The organism is Stutzerimonas stutzeri (assembly GCF_024448895.1).
GTDB classification, from domain to species: Bacteria; Pseudomonadota; Gammaproteobacteria; order Pseudomonadales; family Pseudomonadaceae; genus Stutzerimonas; species Stutzerimonas stutzeri_Q.
The window spans coordinates 40,216-58,122 of the sequence record NZ_JAMOIC010000004.1; the positions used below are offsets into that span (position 1 = coordinate 40,216).

The following is a 17,907-nucleotide window of genomic DNA, read 5'->3' on the forward strand; positions in this document are numbered from 1 at the left end:
GTGGTGAAAGGGTGATCCGAACGGCAGTCCGCTGCGGCGCTGTACGCCTGCGCCACCGCTTGGCGCTGCGCTCAACGTGCCGAGTCGTGGCCCTCAGCAGCCTGCAATTCGAAGGCAATGCTCCAGTTCTGCAAAGGATAGGGTTTACCCACCAGCGCTTCGATATTGGCGTCCTCCGTCATGCCTTCTTCGGGCAGGTATTCGTAGTTCGCGTCCGCAACGGTCGGGTCGCTGTCATGCAGTTCGCCGGCGCCGCCTACTTCATGGCTGGCGTAGCGAATGGTCGGAGTGCCGACCAGATCCTGGCCAACCACCAGGCGCACCACTGTATCGGCAACCACCTTGATGGATTCGACCGGCACCTTGCCCTGATCGTCGGTGACGACAAAGCCGTAGTTCTCGATCATCTGCGTCTTGTGTCCGAGGTAGGGCTCGCTAAAGGCCAGAGGCGGGTGCGGCACATGGAAGTCCATCAGGATCTCCCGACCTTCAACCGTGGCGCGACGAGGTGACAGCGGCTGCCAGCCGCGACGCTCTACCACGACCTGGTTGTACACCTTGCCGAGCATCTGGCCGAACCAGCGGTAACCGTTGGCTGACAGGTGCGTCCCTTTGTCGACGTATGGGTAGACCGGGCCGGCGAGGTACCAGCTGGATTCCTCCTTTGCCAGTTCCCACTGGGCCATGCCGATATCCAGGCTGCCGTTGATCACCGATGACTTGGCGTCGGTCTGATAGCTGATAAACGCCGGCATCTGTTTCTGGCCGATCGCTTTGGCGGTGTCGGCGTACAGGTCGTCACGCAGCTGACGCAGCATCTTCTTGTAGTTCGCCTTGTCATTGATGCCGCCTTGTACCTCAGCGTAGTCATATTCGCCCTGCAGCCAGAAAAGGGCGCTGAAGCTGTAACTCGCATTTTCAGATCGAGCAGCTTGGTGGGCTTGATCGACGGCCTGCACAACGCGTCGATATTCGTTGGTGCCGCCCACTTTTGCTAGCTGGGCAATGGAGCGCCCTGAAGTGGCGGCGTTGCTCGCGACGAACAGATGTTGAGGATCGGCCTTGATGCCTTTGTTCTCCAGATAAAGCCGGCGGGCCATGTTCAGCGCGCCGACCTCGACCGATTCACCTTCTTCCTGAGCCTGGGCTTCGAGCTGTGCCACGGCATCCCCGTCGAGCAGGACCTTAGGGTCGCGCTTGAACTGAACCACCGCGCGCAACGGCTTGAACTCGGGGCCGCCCACCGGCACGAATCGATCACCGCTGAACGTCGCCGAGCGTGTCGCGTCACCCAACATGAGGTTGTCGTAGCCAGGCTCCTTCGACAGCGCAGGCCATCCTTCGGCCGCGGACGCCAGCGACTGGCCGAAGGTGATGATGTGGTTGTACTTCGCGTCCAGGGCGGGCGGGTTGTCCTTTGGCTGGGAGATCAGTTGTTCACTCCAGCGCTTGTTTTCTGCGTCGCGTTTGGCCACGGCCGCATCATCTGCGTGGGCTGGCAGCATGGCAGTCGCCAGCAGCAGGCAAGCCACGGCAGCGGCGAGTGGCGTGCGGGAGTCGGGTCGTGGCGGGGAGGGTAGGCGATAGCTGTTTTGCCGAAGGGGCATCGATCGGGTCCTTGTGATGGGCGCAAACGAGCGCGATGCGAAAGTTCGCAGCAGCTGAACGCTGCTCGCACGAAGATGGCGTTTCGACGGTCGTACCCGCCCGAAGTTCTAATGCATGGCGGGTTGAACGGGCGGCCAGAGGTCAGGCTTCGATGTGTTCCAGCGCTGTCTTCAGCGCGGCGGCGAGCTCTTCGAGTCGATACGGTTTGGCAAGAATCTGCACACCTTCGGCCTCGGCGGAATGCTTCACTGCTTCGGCATAGCCGCTGGTGAGCAGCACCGGCACTTCAAAGTTGCGCGTACGGATTTCACGCGCCAGCTCTAGCCCGTTCATGCCGCCGGGCATCATCACGTCGGAGAAGACGATGTCGATCCCGCGGCCATTGGCCAACGCGCCCAGCGCGGCGGCGGCACTGGCGGCGCTGGTCACCTCGTAACCCAGATGCTCCAGCATTTCGGCCACCAGAGCGGCAACTTCCTCGTCGTCATCGACCAGCAGCACATTGCCGGCAGAGACGTTGACGGCCTCATCGATCGGCAGCTGATCCTTGACCGGGCTCGGCAGATCGGCCGAGCGTGGCAGCAGCATGACCACGCTGGTGCCGTAGCCGCATTCGGAGTCAATCCAGACCGTACCCCCGGACTGCCGTGCGAAACCATAGACCTGAGCCAAGCCAAGTCCTGATCCCTTGCCAATCTCCTTGGTCGTGAAGAAGGGGTCGAACACCCGATTGCGCACCTCATCGGGAATCCCGGTGCCGGTATCGATCACCGCCAGGCGGACGAAGTCCCCGCGGCGGCCTAGCACCAGCTCGTCCGGCGCGTTGCGGGCTTGCAGCAGAATGTTGCCGCCTTCGGGCATGGCATCGCGCGCGTTCACCGCCAGGTTGAGAATCACCAGTTCCAGCTCGCCCGGGTCCACCTCGACTGGCCAGAGATCAGGCGCAAATTCCTGCTTCACATGGACGTCGCCGCGCAGGCTGCGGTCCAGCAATTCGCGCATCTGGGTGATGCGTTGAGCAAGGTCGACAGGCTCGGGCGCCAGCGATTGGCGCCGGGAGAATGCCAGCAGCTGGCGGGTTAGCGCCGAGCCGCGCTGAGCGGCCTGCCGCATGCCGTCCATCAGGCGCTTGCGACGCTCGGGATCGGCGCGACGATCAAGCATGTCGAGCCCGCCGGAAATCACCATCAGGAGGTTGTTGAAATCGTGGGCGATGCCGCCGGTGAGCTGCCCGATGGCCTCGATCTTCTGAGTCTGGCGCAGGGTTTCTTCGATATGCGCGCGCTCTACCATTTGCGTGCGCAACTCAAGGTTGGTCTTCTCCAGCTCGCTGGTGCGCTCGACGACCAGCGCTTCCAGTTCCTGCGAGGCTTGTTCGCGCGCCTCGATCAGTGCGCGCACCTCGTACTGGCGCAAACGGCCCCGCACGGCTGCCTGCACGGCGCTGGTCAGGGTGATGCTTTGCACCGGGCGTTCGAGCAGCGAAACGTTACGCAGCGCGGCAACCATACGCTGGCGCCAGGCGGCGACGGCGGGCTGCTGGTGTTTGCTGGTGAGTACCACGAAAGGGAAATCCGACCAGGTGGGCTGACGATCCACCCAGTCGGAGAGTGATTTGAGGTCATGGCCGAAGAGGCCTTCCTCGGCGATGAACACTGCCGCAGCATCGGTTTCGGCTCGCTGCAGAACCTCATCGACACCATGGCAGACCACCGCGTCCATACCGCTGCGGCGCAGCAGTTCGGCTGTGGCCGGGCCATCCCGGCCAATGGGGGCGTAGACGACGATTATCGGGTGTTCTGGCTTAGTGGGCGTCGTCATGCTCGTCTGTCAGTAGCTGAGTCGCATCACCGGTGTATTCCGGTGTGCCCGAGAGAATTCCACTGAAGTGACTCAGCGGTGGCCCGACCTTGACGCCGGTTGTGCTGAGCCGGTACTCGCGAACGGTGTTTTCGTGCCGGCCGCTGCGCTTCTTCACCACCGACAGGGCTCTGCGAACGATACCGGCGTGCTCGAAGTAGCGCAGCATGATAACCGCATCACTGAGGTAGCTGATATCGATTGGCGTATCCATCGGACCGACCAGACCATGCTGGGCCAGGATCATAATGCTAATCACACCTTTCTGCCCCAGATAGCTCAGCAGTTCGTGCATCTGCAGGATCAGGAAGCGGCCGTCCGGCATGGCGTGCAGGTAGCCGTTCAGGCTGTCCAGGATAACCAGCCTTGAGCCTTGATCTTCAACGCTGCGACGTACGGCGGCGGTGAATTCACCAGGCGACAGCTCAGCCGGATCGACCTGCTGCAGATGCAGCAGGCCCTTATTAATCCATGGCTCTACGTCGAGACCCAGGGAGCGTCCACGAGCCATTAAAGTCCCAATGTTCTCGTCAAAGACGAAAAAGGAGACCTGTTCACCGCGCTTGCAGGCCGCGACCGCGAAGCTCAGGGCCAGCGAAGACTTCCCGACGCCGGCAGCGCCGACGAACAGGGCGTTGGTGCCACGCTCCAGACCGCCGCCGAGCATGGTGTCCAGGGCGGCGTTACCGGAAGATGCAGGTTCGCCGATGTAATTCGAATGGTGCTCCGCCGCGATCAGGCGGGGATAGATCTGCAAACCGCCTTTGCGGATGACGAAGTCGTGATAGCCGCCGCGAAACTGAATGCCGCGCATCTTCACGACCCGCAGGCGTCTGCGTTCGGCGCCGTAATCAATGGCCAACTGCTCCAGCATCACCACGCCGTGTGAGATCGAGTGCAGCTGCAGGTCGCCCAGTTCGGAGGTCTGGTCATCGAGCAGGATCACGGTGCAGCGGCGCGTGGTGAAGAAGTGCTTGAGCGCCAATACCTGGCGCCGATAGCGCAACGGGCTCTGAGCCAGCAGTCGCATTTCGGACAGGCTGTCGAAAATCACCCGGGTCGGGTTCGTCTGCGTGACACGGTCGAATACTTGTTGAGTCGTTTCGCTCAGTTCCATCTCGGCAGGGTGCAGGACGGTCAGTTCGAGTTCAGGGTCGAGGCTGGCTTCGGGCGTGACCAACTCGAAAACGTCGATGCCTTCGAGCGACCAGCCGTGCCGCTTGGCCACCAGTTCCAGCTCGTTCTTGGTTTCCGAAAGGGTTACGTAGAGCACACGCTCGCCCTGGCGGACGCCCTCGAGCAAGAACTGCATGGCGATGGTGGTCTTGCCGGCGCCGGGGCTGCCTTCATAGAGGTACATGCGGTTGGGGTCGAGGCCGCCGCCGAGGATATCGTCCAGGCCTTCACTGCCGGTGGAAATACGGGGAGGGTCGTCATCCGGGTTGAAGGAAAGATCAATTGAATCGGTCATTCCGTACTCCTTACGCAGGCTTCACTCCGGAAGCTGCTGCGTTTGTGGTTCCTGCCCAACGCGGCCGTAAACCAGGCTCGACGCGGCGGAACTCGCCCGTAAAGCGCCGACTGGGCGGCTCGGGCAAAAACCTCTTCGAATGATCACCGGATGGATGCAAATCGTGCAGTTATTACGTGCTTCCGGTAGGCGACATCGGAGAGGCGCAGTCTATTGATCCGACTCACCTTTTGTCGTCTCGTTCCGCAGTGCCCATTTGCGTGAGGCCCGTGAGGAGCGCGTTTGAGCTTGATGCCGAGCTCGCGTACAGATAATTCAAGCGTTCCGGCCATAGCAGCGAAAGTGCGCATTGCGCCGGGGCGCAACAGCTTGCAACCCTTCGCGCTTGGATCGTTGCGCAGGCTGCTCCATGATCGGCCTTTACCTGCTACGGATGCCCTGCATGTCTCGATTCTCGCGGCCATCAGCGTCGGCGCTGGGCCGGTTCCTTCATCTGGGCGGAACCGGCGCTCGCATTGCAGGCAGTCTGCTGGTGCAGCGCATCACGCCCGGCAGGTCGCGTGTCGATTGGGAGCCCATCGGCGCATTGCTCGGTGACACGCTTGGGCAGATGAAAGGCCCTGTTCTGAAGCTGGGACAGCAGGCTTCGCAATGGCAGGACGTGTTGCCGGCGCCCATCAGTGCAGCCTTGGCGCGACTGCAGAACCAAGTGCCCTCGCTGCCATTCGCCTCGCTTGAAGCCCACCTGCAACGGCTTTACGACGGTCGTCTGTATGAGTTGTTCGAGTCGATCGAGCGACAGCCCGCCGCGGCGGCCTCGTTGGGCCAGGTGCATCGTGCACGCGATCGGCAGGGGCGGGCGCTGATCATGAAAATTCAGTACCCGGGCATACGCGCAATCTGCGATGCGGATTTGCGGCAACTGCGCCGGCTGATGCCGTTGGGGAGATTATTCGGAACGCCCTCGGCGCGACTCGAATCGGTTTATCTGGAGCTGCAGCGCGCCATCGATCAGGAACTGGACTACGAGGCCGAGCGGCAAAACATCGAGCGATTCGCACAGCATTTCGCTGATTGGCCGGATGTGCAGATCCCCTTCGCGGTACCTGAATTGTGCCGCGCGGGCGTGCTGGTACTGGAGGAGGTGCCCGGGCGTTCGATGGGGGAGGTCGAGCAGGCGCCGCTTGAGGTGCGTGAGCGTTTGGCCGAAACGCTGTGCGCATGGCTCGTCGAGCAGGCGTTGGGGATGGGCGTTCTGCATGCGGACCCGCATCCTGGCAACCTGGCCTGGACCGAGACAGGAGAATTGATCGTCTACGACTTTGGCAGCGTCGTGCCCCTACCGCCCAGATTGCTGAGGGCTTACGTGCAGATGTTCGACGCCCTGCGCGGCCCCTCCAGCGAGGCGCTGGAGCCGGCATTCCAGGCCCTGGGTGGACGCCAGCCGGGCAGCGCACCGCCGCACGGGTTGTACAGGCGCATACACCAGCTTCTTCATCCGTTGTTGCAGCCGGGCGCGCAGTGGGACTTCCGCGCAACTTCACTCCATCAGCAGCTGGTGGAGCTCTTTCCGCTGGCTATGTCCGCGCTTGGCAGCCTTCAGCCTGCGTCTGGCACGCTTCTGGTCAACCGCACGCTGGAAGGTCATTACTGGAATCTCTACCGCCTTGGTGCCTGCCTGCCGATTGCCGATCTGCTGGCACAGCATATCGAGCGGTGGCGCGCCGGCGTGCAGTCCGACAAACCGGGCTAACCACTCGGCCAGATATTCGGACCACTTCATTCAATCAGGCCCCAACCCGGCCGGAGGCAATCAGGATGCAGATGAACTCCTTTCCCGATGGATATCGCGTGCTGGTTATCGGCGCTTCCGGCGGCATCGGCGCCGCGCTGGTCGAAAGTTTGCGTGCAGACTCGCGTTGCGCCTCGGTTACCGAGCTGGGTCGCGGGACAGTTCCAGCGTTGGATCTCGCCGACCCTGCCAGCATCGAGCAGGCTGCGGCGGAGGTGGCCGGGCAGGGACCGTTCCACCTTATCTTCAACGCCGCCGGAGTGCTGCATGGCGATCAGTTCATGCCGGAAAAGCGCCTTGCCGATCTCGATCATCAGCAACTGCTTGAGACCTTTCAAGTGAACACCTTCGGCCCGGCGCTGGTGCTGCGGCATTTCTGCGGGCTGCTCGACCGCCAGCGGGGCGTGCTGGCCATGCTTTCGGCCAAGGTCGGCAGCATCGGCGACAACCGCCTCGGCGGCTGGTACAGCTACCGAGCCTCTAAAGCTGCGCTGAACATGCTGATCAAGACCGCGTCCATCGAGGTTCGCCGCAGCCAGCCGAACGCCGTGCTGCTGGCATTGCATCCTGGCACGGTCAACTCACGACTTTCACAGCCTTTCCGCGGCGCCGAGATCGGCCGTCCAGCCGCCGATGCAGCAAGGGATCTGTTGCGAGTCATCGATGGTCTGGGGCCGGAGGCGAGCGGTGGATTTTATGCGTACAGCGGGGAAGGGCTGCCGTGGTAGTGGCGGAACAAACACGGAAAAGGCGCGGTCGCTGTCGCCGCGCACGGTGTATGAAACGCCTGGTTCAGCCATAGGGATGGCGCTCGTGCCATCACCGTAACTGCCGGTAAACGATGGGGATCATGCGTACCGCATCATTGGCGTAGCGTTTGGCCAGACGCCGCGGTTCGGTACACATACGGTGCAACCATTCGAGCGACATATGCTGCATCCATTTCGGCGCTCGCCTGACCTTGCCGGAGAGGAAGTCGATGGAGGCACCGACGCAGAGGCCTACGCCTTGGGCTCGACCGTCCGCTTGAATCAATTGCCCCAGAATTTCCTGACGCGGGCAACCCACGGCAAGCACCACGAGTTCGGCAGGGTGATCGACGACGAAGTCCAGGCACGCCTGAACCTCGGGCGGATGGGCGAAGAAGCCCATGGGCGGGTTGTGATGAAAGAAGGTTACGTTCGGGTACAGCCGACGCATCGTTCGCATCTCCGAGACACCGCTGCCAATCACCGTCACCCGCCACGCCTTCGCCTCGGCGATGTCCATGAGCTCCCCGGTCAGGTTGCTACCGGGGATGACCTCGGGTACGGGTGTGCGCAGCAGCTTCATCAGGCCCTTCAATACCTGGCTGTCGCAGATCCTGTGGCTGGCATTGGCGTAGGCGCGACGAAGGTCGCGGTCATCTTCGAGCCGGACCACATGGTTGACGTTAGGGGTGACGATATAGCTGAACGCGCGCCCGCTCGACGAGATGATTTGGTCGATGAGCTCAGTGTTCGAGCCGTCATAAAAATCGATGTCGAAGCCTTTGATTGTGCTTTGTCTGTTGCAACAGGTCGGTCGCTCGTCTGCATGAGGCTCCTGGCGTCCCGGGTGCTTTTGCAAAAGATTGTCTCCTCGTTCCGCGCGTGGCACAGCACGCTTTGTGCGTTCAGGCCCAGTCCGCCGTTGCCATCGCTGTAGCCCTCCTGTTCTTTAACTGAACCCAGTCGGACGCAGAGGTTCGAGCCAAGGGCGGAGCAACCGGACACGGATTAGCGGGTTTTGGGCCCGCTCGAGGATGAGGGAAGGGGGCGCAGCGTCAGGAATTGATCATGTGCCTACTGCTAGCGACGATGAGGGAGGGCATCGGCTCGTTCACTCATCCACTTCTTTTTAGCGCGTCCTTTTTCCTCGGGGAGGCGCTGTGTGGGCGGGTTCGTCGAACAACGTAACTCCGTCGTAGCAGGTTATGTTGGTCAAGTACTCACAAAAACACGTCGATCCGGTTGCCGGCGGATCTTCCGGGATGTGTGGCGTGAACCCGGCGGTCTACGTGCCGATGCTTTCGGGCGACTTCGTCAATTCATGTTCGACCTGTGATGGGTTTTCTTCATCCAGCTGGCAAATCGTGCAGTTCTGGTTCTCAGGCCGATTGGTTTCAACATAGCGAACGCGGCGGACTGCCGATTGGCGATCTGCGCTCACACGAAAACGGGGGCGATCAGTGTTTTGCATGTTCAGTACCTCATGGAGCGAAATGGACGTTTGATGGCGCCGCCTGGGCCCGTCCGGCATGGTGACTCGCTAGGAAATTCCGCATCCGACGCGATCCATACGCATGACCGTGGCTCAGCCCTGGGGACTGTGCTCAACCTGTTCGCAATAGCGACGGAGATTGTCCGTCAGGTCTGCCGGGCACACGCCACATTGGCGATTCCCGGGCACAGCATGGTCAATGAATTTGGGGTAGGGCAGGTTCAGTCCCGCCATGATTTCTTTGAAACGCTCCTGGGTTATCGCTTCGCCTAGACGAGGGTTGCGTTGCTTTTCCTGCGCGATGGTCGAGACTCGGCGGCCGCTGTAGTCATGCCCGGGGTAGACCAGAGTGTCGTCTGGCAGGGCGAAGAGCTTGTTTCTGACGCTGTGAAAGAGATCGTCGGCGCTGCCATTCTGAAAATCGGTCCTGCCGCAGCCGTCGATGAGCAAGGCATCACCGCTGAACAGGCGATCCCCGAGCAGATAGGCAAAGTGCCCGTCGGTATGTCCGGGGGTATGGATCGGTGTGAAGTTGAGGCTGCCGACGGTGAAGGGCACGCCTTCCTCGATGCCAATGTCGGTGCAGGGCAGTTTGTCGATCGCTGGCCCCGCGATACGACAGCCTGTCTTCTTCCTCAACTCAAGCGCAGCGGTAATGTGGTCGGCATGTATATGGGTGTCCAGTGTAAATGCCAGCTTCAAACCCAGCTTGGACAGCTCGGCCAGGTCGCGGTCCGTCGCTGAAATGACCGGGTCGATGAGGACGGCCTGGCAGGTGTCCTCGCACCCGAGCAAGTAGGTATAGGTAGAGGACAGGGGCTCGAATAGCTGGCGAAATATCATGATGATCTCGTCTGTGGTGGGTGTTCTGCAGTGCCTGCTCAGGCGCACCGAGCAGCGCATGTTGTTCCTCATCGATCTCGCCACACGTCAGGCAACCAGGCCGCACAGAAACGCCAGCGAAGCGCCAATCGTGTCGAGCCGTGTTGCCGAACCACGACACACGACTTCAAGGACGAAAACCGTTTCCCGGTCACGGGCAGTTCCTTTCATTTCCCGTTTTTCGCGCTATCACTTAGCAGGCGTCGTGAGGTGAAGATCCCGGGCGAGCCTGCACGTATTCCTAACTTGTCCTATAACGATATATTGAAATATATATAGATAAAGCATATTGTCAAATTCCACGACCCATTTGAAGAACCTGCATTCCATGGCAGATCTGGATATAGAAACGCTCCGACGCAGCGCTACGGATGCCTGCGCGCTATTGAAGGTGCTGAGCAACCCTGACCGCCTGCTCTTGCTGTGCCAGCTGACCCAGGGCGAATACTGCGTAGGCGACCTCGCCAATGCGACGGGTATCGAGCAGCCGACCCTGTCTCAACAGCTCACGGTTTTGCGCCAAAACGGCTTGGTCAGCACCCGGCGCGAAGGCAAGCAGGTCCACTACAGCATCGCCAGTCATCAAGCGATGGAAGTCATGCAGGTGCTTTACCGGCTTTACTGCCAGCATCCCGACAGCGAGGAGCCAATGAAATGACCATTGACTGGGCAAGCTTCACACCATGGTCCTCGTTCACCGGGGGCGCGCTGATCGGTCTTGCGGCGACCATGTTCATCCTTTTGAACGGGCGCATCGCGGGTATCAGCGGTGTGGTGGGCGGTTTGCTGAGACCGGAGCGCGGGGATGTGTTCTGGCGTGTTTCATTCATCGCGGGGCTGGTCATTGCACCGATTCTGTTTGAGGCGGTGTACGAGCTGCCAGACATTGAGATGGGTGCAAGCACCTTGACCCTTATCGCGGCCGGATTGTTGGTTGGCATTGGCACGCGATATGGCTCCGGTTGTACGAGCGGACATGGCGTCTGTGGGTTGTCACGCCGATCCCCGCGCTCGCTGGTTGCGACTGTCGCGTTCATGGCCAGTGGCTTTCTCACCGTGTTTGTCATCCGCCATTTGCTGGGCTGAGGAGCTGCGATGAAATTGCTGAGCGCATTCGTAGCGGGGCTGATTTTCGGTCTTGGCCTGATTCTGTCAGGCATGACCGACCCATCGAAGGTGATTGCCTTCCTTGATCTGGCCGGAATGTGGGACCCCTCGCTCGCGTTCGTCATGGGTGGCGCCATCCTCGTCGCTAGTATTGGGTTCTACTTCGCGTCCAGGCGGTCCCGGGCGGTGCTCGGCGACCTCATGCGCTTGCCGACTGCCACCCGGATAGATCGCCGTCTCGTTTTAGGAAGCCTGGCGTTCGGTGTGGGTTGGGGGCTGGCCGGTTATTGTCCGGGACCGGCATTAGCGTCGCTCTTGAGCGGTCGAAGCGAGCCGCTGATTTTCGTCCTTGCGATGCTGGCGGGGATGGCACTGTATGAGGTGCAGACGCGCTTGTCGGAACAGCCGCAGTGATCGGTTGCAACCGTATTCGCGAAGCCAGGGCGTCTGATCTGGAGCACTGCCAGTGATGATAGAGATCGGGCTGGGGCTGTTGGTGGGCGTCGTCCTCGCGCTAACCGGTGCAGGCGGCGGCATCCTCACCGTACCGCTGCTGATCTTCGTGGTGGGGCTGGAGCTGCATCAGGCCGCGCCTATCGGCCTGATGGCGGTGGGTCTGGCTGCATGGGTCGGCGCTCTGATCGGGCTCAGGGATGGCATTGTCCGTTACAAGGCAGCAGCGCTGATGGCCAGTTGCGGGGTCCTGCTCGCGCCCGTCGGGGTCTGGGTGGCTGGGCGGGTCGCGCACGACGCGCTCGCCGTCGTGTTTGCACTGGTGATGTTCTGGGTCGCGTTCAGGGCATTCAGGCGCCCACCGACCGATGATTCGACGCCAAGGGCGGTTCCCTGTCGGCTGAACCCCGACACCGGCCGTTTCCATTGGACGTCCCGCTGTGCTGCGACAGTGGCGGCGTCGGGCACCCTGGCGGGCTTCCTGTCCGGCTTGCTGGGTGTCGGTGGCGGGTTTGTTCTGGTTCCGGCGCTGAACCGCTTCAGCGATCTGCCGATGCGCTCGATTGCCGCTACATCGTTGGCCGTCATCGGCCTTGTATCGGTCAGCGGTGTGACGTCAGCCGCGTTGACCGGAAACATTCAATGGGCAGTCGCCCTGCCGTTTTCGGCCGGTGCCATATGCGGCATGTTCGCCGGGCGTACTGTTTCGGCTCGCCTCGATGGCCGGCTGCTGCAACGGGGATTCGGGCTGATCGCGGCCGTAGCCGCGTCCGCGTTGCTGCTTCAAGTCGCTTTTTGAACGAGCCCTGCAGGTGACTGGCCCCAGCTGCGGCACAAGGGCAGGGGCGAAAGCAGACGTCGCCGAAGACTATTCGAAAGCAATTCAGATTTTTGGCTATATCTGTATATCCATACAGATAAATCTTGCCTGTCAGCCCATGGCTGCGCATGCTACTCAGCATCGAAAACCATCTCAGTGACCTCCCGATGCGGCTGTTTCTCTGCGAAAAACCATCACAGGCCAAAGACATTGCCCAGGTGCTTGGCGCCACGCGGCGCGGCGATGGGTGCTGGCTTGGTCCTGACGTCACGGTCACCTGGTGCATCGGCCATCTGCTGGAAACCGCTCCGCCCGACAGCTACGACGCGCGTTACAAGCGCTGGGTGCTGGCGGATCTGCCCATCGTTCCCGAACGCTGGAAGATGCTGGTCAAGCCCAAGACTGCGGGTCAGTACAAGGCAGTCAAGCGCCTGCTGGGGGAGGCGAGCGAGCTGGTAATCGCCACTGACGCCGATCGCGAAGGCGAGATGATCGCCCGCGAGTTGGTTGAGCACTGCCGTTACCGTGGGCCGATCCAGCGGCTGTGGCTTTCGGCTCTGGACGATGCATCGATTCGCAAGGCGCTCTGTGGGCTGCGCGCAGGTGCCGATACCTTCAACCTCTACCAGTCGGCCCTGGGCCGGTCGCGGGCAGACTGGTTGATCGGCATGAACATGAGCCGGCTGTTCACCTTGCTTGGGCGCCAGTCCGGGTATCAGGGCGTGCTGCCGGTGGGGCGAGTGCAGACGCCGACGCTGCGGCTGGTGGTGGACCGTGATCGCAGCATTGCCGACTTCGTGCCGCTACCGTTCTGGACCATCGAGGTGCAGCTGCTGGCGGACGATCCCATTCCCTTCATCGCGCAGTGGCGGGCACCTTATGAGCACTGTGACGATCAGGGTCGCTGCCTCGATCAACGCGTGGCGCTACGGGCGTCTGATGCCATGCGCGCCGTCGGCAGCGCAGAGCTGCAAAAGCTCAAGACCGAGCGCGTGCGTGAGGCGCCGCCGTTGCCCTTCGATCTCGGAACATTGCAGGAAATCTGCTCGAAAAAGCTGGGGCTTGGCGCTCAGGAAACGCTGGATATCGCCCAGTCGCTCTATGAGACCCACAAGCTGATCACCTATCCACGCAGCGATTGCGGCTACCTGCCGTTGAGTCAGCACAGCGAGGCGCCGGCGATTCTCGCGGCTCTGATCCAGGCCGACGCAGGGCTGGCCGAACTCAAAAGCCACCTGGAGTCCAGTCGCAAGTCGCGCGCCTGGAACGATGCCAAGGTGAGCGCTCACCACGGCATCATTCCCACCGCTGCGGCGCGGGCGCTGGATCGATTGTCCGGCAAACCGCGAGCGGTCTACACACTGATCCGCGCGCGCTATCTCGCGCAGTTCCTGCCGAACCACGAATATGATCGGACTCAGGCGGACTTCGATTGTGCCGGCGAGGCGTTACGCGCGGTCGGCAAGCAGATCATCGAGCCTGGCTGGAAGCGTGCCATGCCCGAAGCGATCGCAGCAGGTCGCGGGCGCGAAGCGGCCCCGCCTCAAAGGCTGCCATCGCTGCGTCAGGGGCAGCAGTGCCCGATCCGCGACATGATGATGAAGGATCTCTGGACGCAACCGCCAAAGCCCTTCACCGAAGGCGATCTGATCAAGGCCATGAAGAACGTCGCCAAGCTGGTGGACGATCCGAAGCTGAAGCAGAAACTCAAGGACACCACGGGCATCGGCACCGAAGCGACACGTGCCGGGATCATCCAGGGGCTGCTCGACCGCGGATACCTGACCAAGCAGGGCAAGACCCTGGCGGCGGCGCCTGCAGCCTTCAGCTTGATCGACGCAGTCCCGCGGGCCATCGCCGACCCGGGCACCACGGCGATCTGGGAGCAGGCACTGGATATGGTGCAAAGCGGCGAGATGAGCCTCGATGAGTTCGTCACCAAGCAATCGGCCTGGATGAGCAAACAAGTGGAGCGGTGCAAGGACGTCCGCATGACCATTACTGGCCCCGCCGCAACTGCCACCCGTGGCGCGCCCTGGAAAAAGCGCAAGTCCGCCGGACGCAAGGCCTCGCCAAAGACCCGCCGACCTGCGAAATCAATTGGCCCGACTTGACCTTCTGCTACCCGACTAGCCAGCCTCGCGTTAGGTAATAGCAGGCACTACCCAGCACCGCAGAGATGATCAGACCCAGACGCGTCGCTACAGCTATGCCCGTCACGAGTATCAGTGCAGCGGTAGCGGCCAGCGGTGCTTTGGTGGCCTCGCTATACAGGATGTACACCGCAAAGTTGATGAACACAGCGGTCGGCAGTACGCGCTCAAGAAGGCGTCGGGCGGCGTCACTCAGATCGAGCGTGATGAATACCGGCAGTATCCGTACAAGGCAGCTGGTGACAAAGAGCGCTCCAATCGCCATTAGCATCGACGTGTTCATGGACGCACCCGCGAGAGCACGAGTGTGGCTATGAGCACACTGGGAATCCAGAAATACAGCGGGCCGAGTACCAGGATCAGCAGCACGGCTGACAGGCCGCACAGCAGGACCGCCAATAGCAGGGGCAGTCTTTTTGAGCTGAGTAGAGGTAGTCGTGCTCGCAGCTGGCTGATCGAGAGGAACATCAGCACCACGCTCGCAGGGAAGCCCAGATTGAGATCTGCATCGAGCCAGCTAGCCGGTATCAAGCTCCCCAATAGAGCACCTGCCACGCCGGCGATTACCCAGGTGATGAACAGACTTGCGCGGATGGTCGCCAGCGCCATCCACGAGTCCCGGTCTGTTTCTGTGGCATAGGCCTCGTCCCCTAGCATATGAGCGAGCAGCGCGCGTGGTCCCAGCCGCTGCGGCAGACGTGAGGCGGACACATAGGCGATGGGCAGGTATCGGCTGTTGATCGAGGCGGTGAGCAAAAGCATGGTGACGAAGCCCGCACCCGAGTCTGCCAATGGCAGGACCGCAAACTGACCGCTGCCAGTGAACCCCAGCAAGCCAATCAGCGCGATCTCGAGCGGGCTCCAATCCGAGCGGCTTGCCAGAATGCCGAACAGTAGGCTCACGGGGATGATGGCCAACGCAGCGGGGGCGACCCGGCGCAATGCCTCGAAATTTCGACCTGCGGTGGTGTCCATCGATTGCTGTCCTTAAGAGCTTCAGTGGTGCGGTCATTGCACCGAGCAGGCAGTCTAAACCGACAACTTTGTCGACGTCTTGCATAGGTCTTGGCGATCCCGACGCCCGCATGCGCCACCCTCGAACGCCTGCGGCCCCGGCGCATCACGTTTAGAATGCGCGCGCCTTTTATCTAGTTGACGTGATTTATGCACCCCGATGCTCTTGCGACACTCAAGCAGCACCTGACCCAGGCGATGACGCCTGTTCCTGATGAAACCCGCCGTTTGTTCCATGGGCGGGGGCGTTGCTGGGCCGGGCTGGAACACGTCACCGTGGACTGGCTGCAAGGTGTGGTGCTGGTTTCGCTGTTTCGCGAGCCCACTGCGGATGACCTCGACGGGCTGCTGCGGATGTTGTCGGCGCTGACTGAAGAATCGGCATGGAGGGCGAGCGGGGCACACACCTTGCTTTTGCAGCACCGCTACCTGCCTGATAGCCGAATGCAGCAACTGCTGGGCGAACCGCTCAATGAATGGCTGATCAGCGAAAACGGGTTGCGCTACAAGCTCGATCTGGGCCTCAAGCAGAACAATGGGCTGTTTCTCGACATGCGTTACGGCAGGCGCTGGGTTCAGCAGCACGCTCAGGGCAAGCGCGTGCTCAACCTGTTTGCCTATACCTGCGGCTTTTCGGTGGCAGCCATCGCCGGCGGCGCAGAGCATGTGGTGAACCTGGACATGGCGCGTGCGGCGCTGAGTCGTGGACGCGACAACCACCGGCTCAATGATCATGATCTGAGCCAAGTCAGCTTTCTCGGCCACGAGCTTTTCAAGTCCTGGGGAAAGGTGAAGAAGACCGGACCCTATGACCTTGTAATCATCGATCCGCCGTCGTTTCAGAAGGGCAGCTTCGCCCTTGATCGCGACTACCAAAAGATTCTTCGTCGCCTGCCTGAGTTGCTGACGCCCGCCGGGACAGTGCTGGCGTGTATCAATGACCCGGATACCGGTCCGGACTTTCTCATCGATGGGGTTGCTGCACAGGCGCCAGCGTTGCGGTTTCACGAACGCCTGGAAAATCCGCCGGAGTTTCCGGATATCAGCGCAGACAGCGGGCTCAAGGCACTGGTGTTTCGGCTCGTCGCGCCAGCCACCTGACAGCCGAGAAGCATTGGCTGCCTGTATCGAGGAGCCCTGTAACGAAGGTTGAACGGGCAACGGCAGAAACGAAACTGCCGGCTCACGGCCGGCAGTCGCGATGGGCCGTAAGTTAGTGCTGGGTGATGGTCGCTGCGTTGTTGAAACCTGCCTGAGTTATCAGCGCGCTGTTGTCGATACCGCTCTGAGCAATCAATGCATTGTTTCCGGTGCCGCCCTGTGAAATCCCAGCTGCGAGGTTGTCTCCGTACTGCGAGACGATTGCGCCGTTGTCGTAGCCGAACTGGTTGACGTCGGCCAGATTGAAGTCGCCGTCCTGGTCGATGTCGACATTGTTGCTTACACCGCTGCTGGAGCCGGTGATGCGGTTGCTGTCGCCTTCCTGATGCGCCGCGAGTACGTTGCCGGCGACCGACTGGCTGAAATTCAGCTCGTTGTGTTTGCCCTGCTGACTGGCTTCGGCTTGGTTATAGCCGCCCAGTTGGTCCACCTTGGCGACCTGGCCGCGCCCGTCCTGGTCGATCACGGCTGCGTTATCGAGGCCGGTCTGGTTGGCTGTAGCCGTGTTGCCATTGCCGCGTTGCTCCAGGGTTGCCTTGTTCAGGTTGCCCTGCTGATACACGAACCCGTTCTGATTGCTGCCGCGCTGGTTGATGTCCAGCATGTTGTACCTACCGGCTGAGTACGTGTACGCCTCTTGGTTACGTCCGGTTTGATGCACATCGGCATTGTTCGCAGTGCCGCTTTGCTCAACCTCGGCTACCGAGCCGTTACTCCAGGTCTGGGCCACCTTGGCAACGTGGTGATCACCCAGTTGCTCGATCAGCGCGCGATCAGTGGAGCTGATTGTCTGGGTGATACCGGCTTCGTTGAAGTTGCCGTCCTGGTAGAGCGCGGCTTTGCTTCCATAGGCGACCGACTGATAGCTTGAGGCTCGGTTGCCGGCACCATCCTGTTTGGTCAATGCATCGGCGCCGTAGGCTCCGGTCTGCGTAGTTATGACGGCGTTACCCTGACCACGCTGCCGCTGTTCGGCGCTGCTATCGGCGGTGGCGCTCTGGCTGATGCTCGCGTCGTTGGAGTGGCCGTACTGCCATTGCACTGAGCTGCTGCGCACGGCGGCCGTCTGGTCGGCGTCTGCCTTGTTGAAGTTGCCGGTCTGAGTCTGCAGGGCAGAGGAGCTGTAGGAGCTGGTTTGCTCGGTCTTCGCTCCGTTGCCCCACCCGCTCTGCACTTGCTTTGCAGTGCTGGCACTGCCGTAGCGTTGGGTCACTTCTGCACTGTTATTGACGCCGCTCTGACGTTGTTCGGATGTGTGATCGGCGGCGATCGCCTGTGCGGCGGCGACAGTCAGCAAGGCAGCTACAAGGGGTTTGAGATTGAACATTGTTGTTTCTCCATGGAA

Annotated in this window: 16 protein-coding genes; 8 read left to right on the forward strand and 8 right to left on the reverse strand. The window is 61.4% G+C overall.

Annotation, left to right across the window (positions count from 1 at the left end):
* Positions 1-71 precede the first annotated feature (71 nt).
* From NA619_RS05970 to NA619_RS05980, 3 genes are all read right to left on the reverse strand, one after another.
* Positions 72-1,607: a sialate O-acetylesterase gene (locus tag NA619_RS05970; RefSeq protein WP_423836806.1), complete on the reverse strand. Its 1,536-nt coding sequence runs from the start codon at positions 1,605-1,607 to the stop codon at positions 72-74.
* Between the two features lie 142 nt (positions 1,608-1,749).
* Positions 1,750-3,429, reverse strand: coding sequence for a response regulator (locus tag NA619_RS05975; protein WP_255960873.1), 1,680 nt, complete (start codon positions 3,427-3,429; stop codon positions 1,750-1,752).
* Positions 3,413-4,939, reverse strand: coding sequence for an ATPase domain-containing protein (locus tag NA619_RS05980; protein ID WP_255960874.1), 1,527 nt, complete (start codon positions 4,937-4,939; stop codon positions 3,413-3,415). The genes NA619_RS05975 and NA619_RS05980 overlap by 17 nt, the downstream gene beginning before the upstream one ends.
* Positions 4,940-5,381: 442 nt before the next feature.
* On the opposite strand from NA619_RS05980, the gene NA619_RS05985 reads away from it, so the two are divergent.
* Together NA619_RS05985 and NA619_RS05990 are read left to right on the forward strand one after the other, a co-directional pair.
* Entirely contained in the window at positions 5,382-6,692 is a 1,311-nt protein-coding gene (locus tag NA619_RS05985) for an ABC1 kinase family protein (protein ID WP_255960875.1), read from the forward strand.
* Between the two features lie 65 nt (positions 6,693-6,757).
* Positions 6,758-7,459 (forward strand): SDR family NAD(P)-dependent oxidoreductase, encoded by a 702-nt coding sequence (locus NA619_RS05990; protein WP_255960877.1) that lies wholly within the window; start codon positions 6,758-6,760, stop codon positions 7,457-7,459.
* A gap of 91 nt (positions 7,460-7,550) precedes the next feature.
* On the opposite strand, the gene NA619_RS05995 is transcribed toward NA619_RS05990, so the two are convergent.
* Positions 7,551-8,339: a WecB/TagA/CpsF family glycosyltransferase gene (locus tag NA619_RS05995; RefSeq protein WP_255960879.1), complete on the reverse strand. Its 789-nt coding sequence runs from the start codon at positions 8,337-8,339 to the stop codon at positions 7,551-7,553.
* A gap of 726 nt (positions 8,340-9,065) precedes the next feature.
* On the reverse strand, positions 9,066-9,815 hold the full coding sequence (locus tag NA619_RS06000) for an MBL fold metallo-hydrolase (protein ID WP_255960880.1): 750 nt from the start codon (positions 9,813-9,815) through the stop codon (positions 9,066-9,068).
* Between the two features lie 367 nt (positions 9,816-10,182).
* On the opposite strand from NA619_RS06000, the gene NA619_RS06005 reads away from it, so the two are divergent.
* The 5 genes from NA619_RS06005 to NA619_RS06025 all read left to right on the forward strand — a co-directional run bounded on the left by NA619_RS06005 (position 10,183) and on the right by NA619_RS06025 (position 14,348).
* Entirely contained in the window at positions 10,183-10,512 is a 330-nt protein-coding gene (locus NA619_RS06005; protein WP_423836807.1) for an ArsR/SmtB family transcription factor, read from the forward strand.
* Positions 10,509-10,940, forward strand: coding sequence for a YeeE/YedE family protein (locus NA619_RS06010; RefSeq protein ID WP_255960881.1), 432 nt, complete (start codon positions 10,509-10,511; stop codon positions 10,938-10,940). The genes NA619_RS06005 and NA619_RS06010 overlap by 4 nt, the downstream gene beginning before the upstream one ends.
* Positions 10,941-10,949: 9 nt before the next feature.
* Positions 10,950-11,375 (forward strand): YeeE/YedE family protein, encoded by a 426-nt coding sequence (locus NA619_RS06015; protein ID WP_255960882.1) that lies wholly within the window; start codon positions 10,950-10,952, stop codon positions 11,373-11,375.
* Between the two features lie 55 nt (positions 11,376-11,430).
* On the forward strand, positions 11,431-12,213 hold the full coding sequence (locus NA619_RS06020; RefSeq protein ID WP_255961138.1) for a sulfite exporter TauE/SafE family protein: 783 nt from the start codon (positions 11,431-11,433) through the stop codon (positions 12,211-12,213).
* Between the two features lie 188 nt (positions 12,214-12,401).
* Positions 12,402-14,348, forward strand: a complete 1,947-nt coding sequence (locus NA619_RS06025) for a DNA topoisomerase III (protein ID WP_255961139.1) — start codon at positions 12,402-12,404, stop codon at positions 14,346-14,348.
* Between the two features lie 7 nt (positions 14,349-14,355).
* On the opposite strand, the gene NA619_RS06030 is transcribed toward NA619_RS06025, so the two are convergent.
* Together NA619_RS06030 and NA619_RS06035 are read right to left on the reverse strand one after the other, a co-directional pair.
* Positions 14,356-14,670 carry a hypothetical protein gene (locus NA619_RS06030; RefSeq protein WP_255960883.1) on the reverse strand — a complete coding sequence of 105 codons (315 nt, stop codon included), beginning with the start codon at positions 14,668-14,670 and terminating at the stop codon, positions 14,356-14,358.
* A complete protein-coding gene (locus tag NA619_RS06035; protein ID WP_255960884.1) occupies positions 14,667-15,362 on the reverse strand; it encodes an AzlC family ABC transporter permease in 696 nt (231 codons plus the stop codon). The genes NA619_RS06030 and NA619_RS06035 overlap by 4 nt, the downstream gene beginning before the upstream one ends.
* Before the next feature lie 189 nt (positions 15,363-15,551).
* Between NA619_RS06035 and NA619_RS06040 the strand changes: the two genes are divergently transcribed.
* Positions 15,552-16,502 carry a class I SAM-dependent methyltransferase gene (locus NA619_RS06040; RefSeq protein ID WP_255960885.1) on the forward strand — a complete coding sequence of 317 codons (951 nt, stop codon included), beginning with the start codon at positions 15,552-15,554 and terminating at the stop codon, positions 16,500-16,502.
* A gap of 112 nt (positions 16,503-16,614) precedes the next feature.
* On the opposite strand, the gene NA619_RS06045 is transcribed toward NA619_RS06040, so the two are convergent.
* A complete protein-coding gene (locus NA619_RS06045; RefSeq protein ID WP_255960886.1) occupies positions 16,615-17,889 on the reverse strand; it encodes a hypothetical protein in 1,275 nt (424 codons plus the stop codon).
* Between the last annotated feature and the right edge of the window lie 18 nt (positions 17,890-17,907).

Bases quoted from the DNA above. Each gene is read 5' to 3' on its own strand.
- NA619_RS05970 (WP_423836806.1), bottom strand. From the start codon at position 1,607: ATGCCCCTTCGGCAAAACAGCTATCGCCTACCCTCCCCGCCACGACCC.
- NA619_RS05985 (WP_255960875.1), top strand. From the start codon at position 5,382: ATGTCTCGATTCTCGCGGCCATCAGCGTCGGCGCTGGGCCGGTTCCTT.
- NA619_RS06045 (WP_255960886.1), bottom strand. From the start codon at position 17,889: ATGTTCAATCTCAAACCCCTTGTAGCTGCCTTGCTGACTGTCGCCGCC.
- NA619_RS06025 (WP_255961139.1), top strand. From the start codon at position 12,402: ATGCGGCTGTTTCTCTGCGAAAAACCATCACAGGCCAAAGACATTGCC.
- NA619_RS06030 (WP_255960883.1), bottom strand. From the start codon at position 14,670: ATGAACACGTCGATGCTAATGGCGATTGGAGCGCTCTTTGTCACCAGC.
- NA619_RS06005 (WP_423836807.1), top strand. From the start codon at position 10,183: ATGGCAGATCTGGATATAGAAACGCTCCGACGCAGCGCTACGGATGCC.
- NA619_RS05975 (WP_255960873.1), bottom strand. From the start codon at position 3,429: ATGACGACGCCCACTAAGCCAGAACACCCGATAATCGTCGTCTACGCC.
- NA619_RS05980 (WP_255960874.1), bottom strand. From the start codon at position 4,939: ATGACCGATTCAATTGATCTTTCCTTCAACCCGGATGACGACCCTCCC.
- NA619_RS06010 (WP_255960881.1), top strand. From the start codon at position 10,509: ATGACCATTGACTGGGCAAGCTTCACACCATGGTCCTCGTTCACCGGG.
- NA619_RS06015 (WP_255960882.1), top strand. From the start codon at position 10,950: ATGAAATTGCTGAGCGCATTCGTAGCGGGGCTGATTTTCGGTCTTGGC.
- NA619_RS06020 (WP_255961138.1), top strand. From the start codon at position 11,431: ATGATAGAGATCGGGCTGGGGCTGTTGGTGGGCGTCGTCCTCGCGCTA.
- NA619_RS06040 (WP_255960885.1), top strand. From the start codon at position 15,552: ATGCACCCCGATGCTCTTGCGACACTCAAGCAGCACCTGACCCAGGCG.
- NA619_RS05990 (WP_255960877.1), top strand. From the start codon at position 6,758: ATGCAGATGAACTCCTTTCCCGATGGATATCGCGTGCTGGTTATCGGC.
- NA619_RS06035 (WP_255960884.1), bottom strand. From the start codon at position 15,362: ATGGACACCACCGCAGGTCGAAATTTCGAGGCATTGCGCCGGGTCGCC.
- NA619_RS06000 (WP_255960880.1), bottom strand. From the start codon at position 9,815: ATGATATTTCGCCAGCTATTCGAGCCCCTGTCCTCTACCTATACCTAC.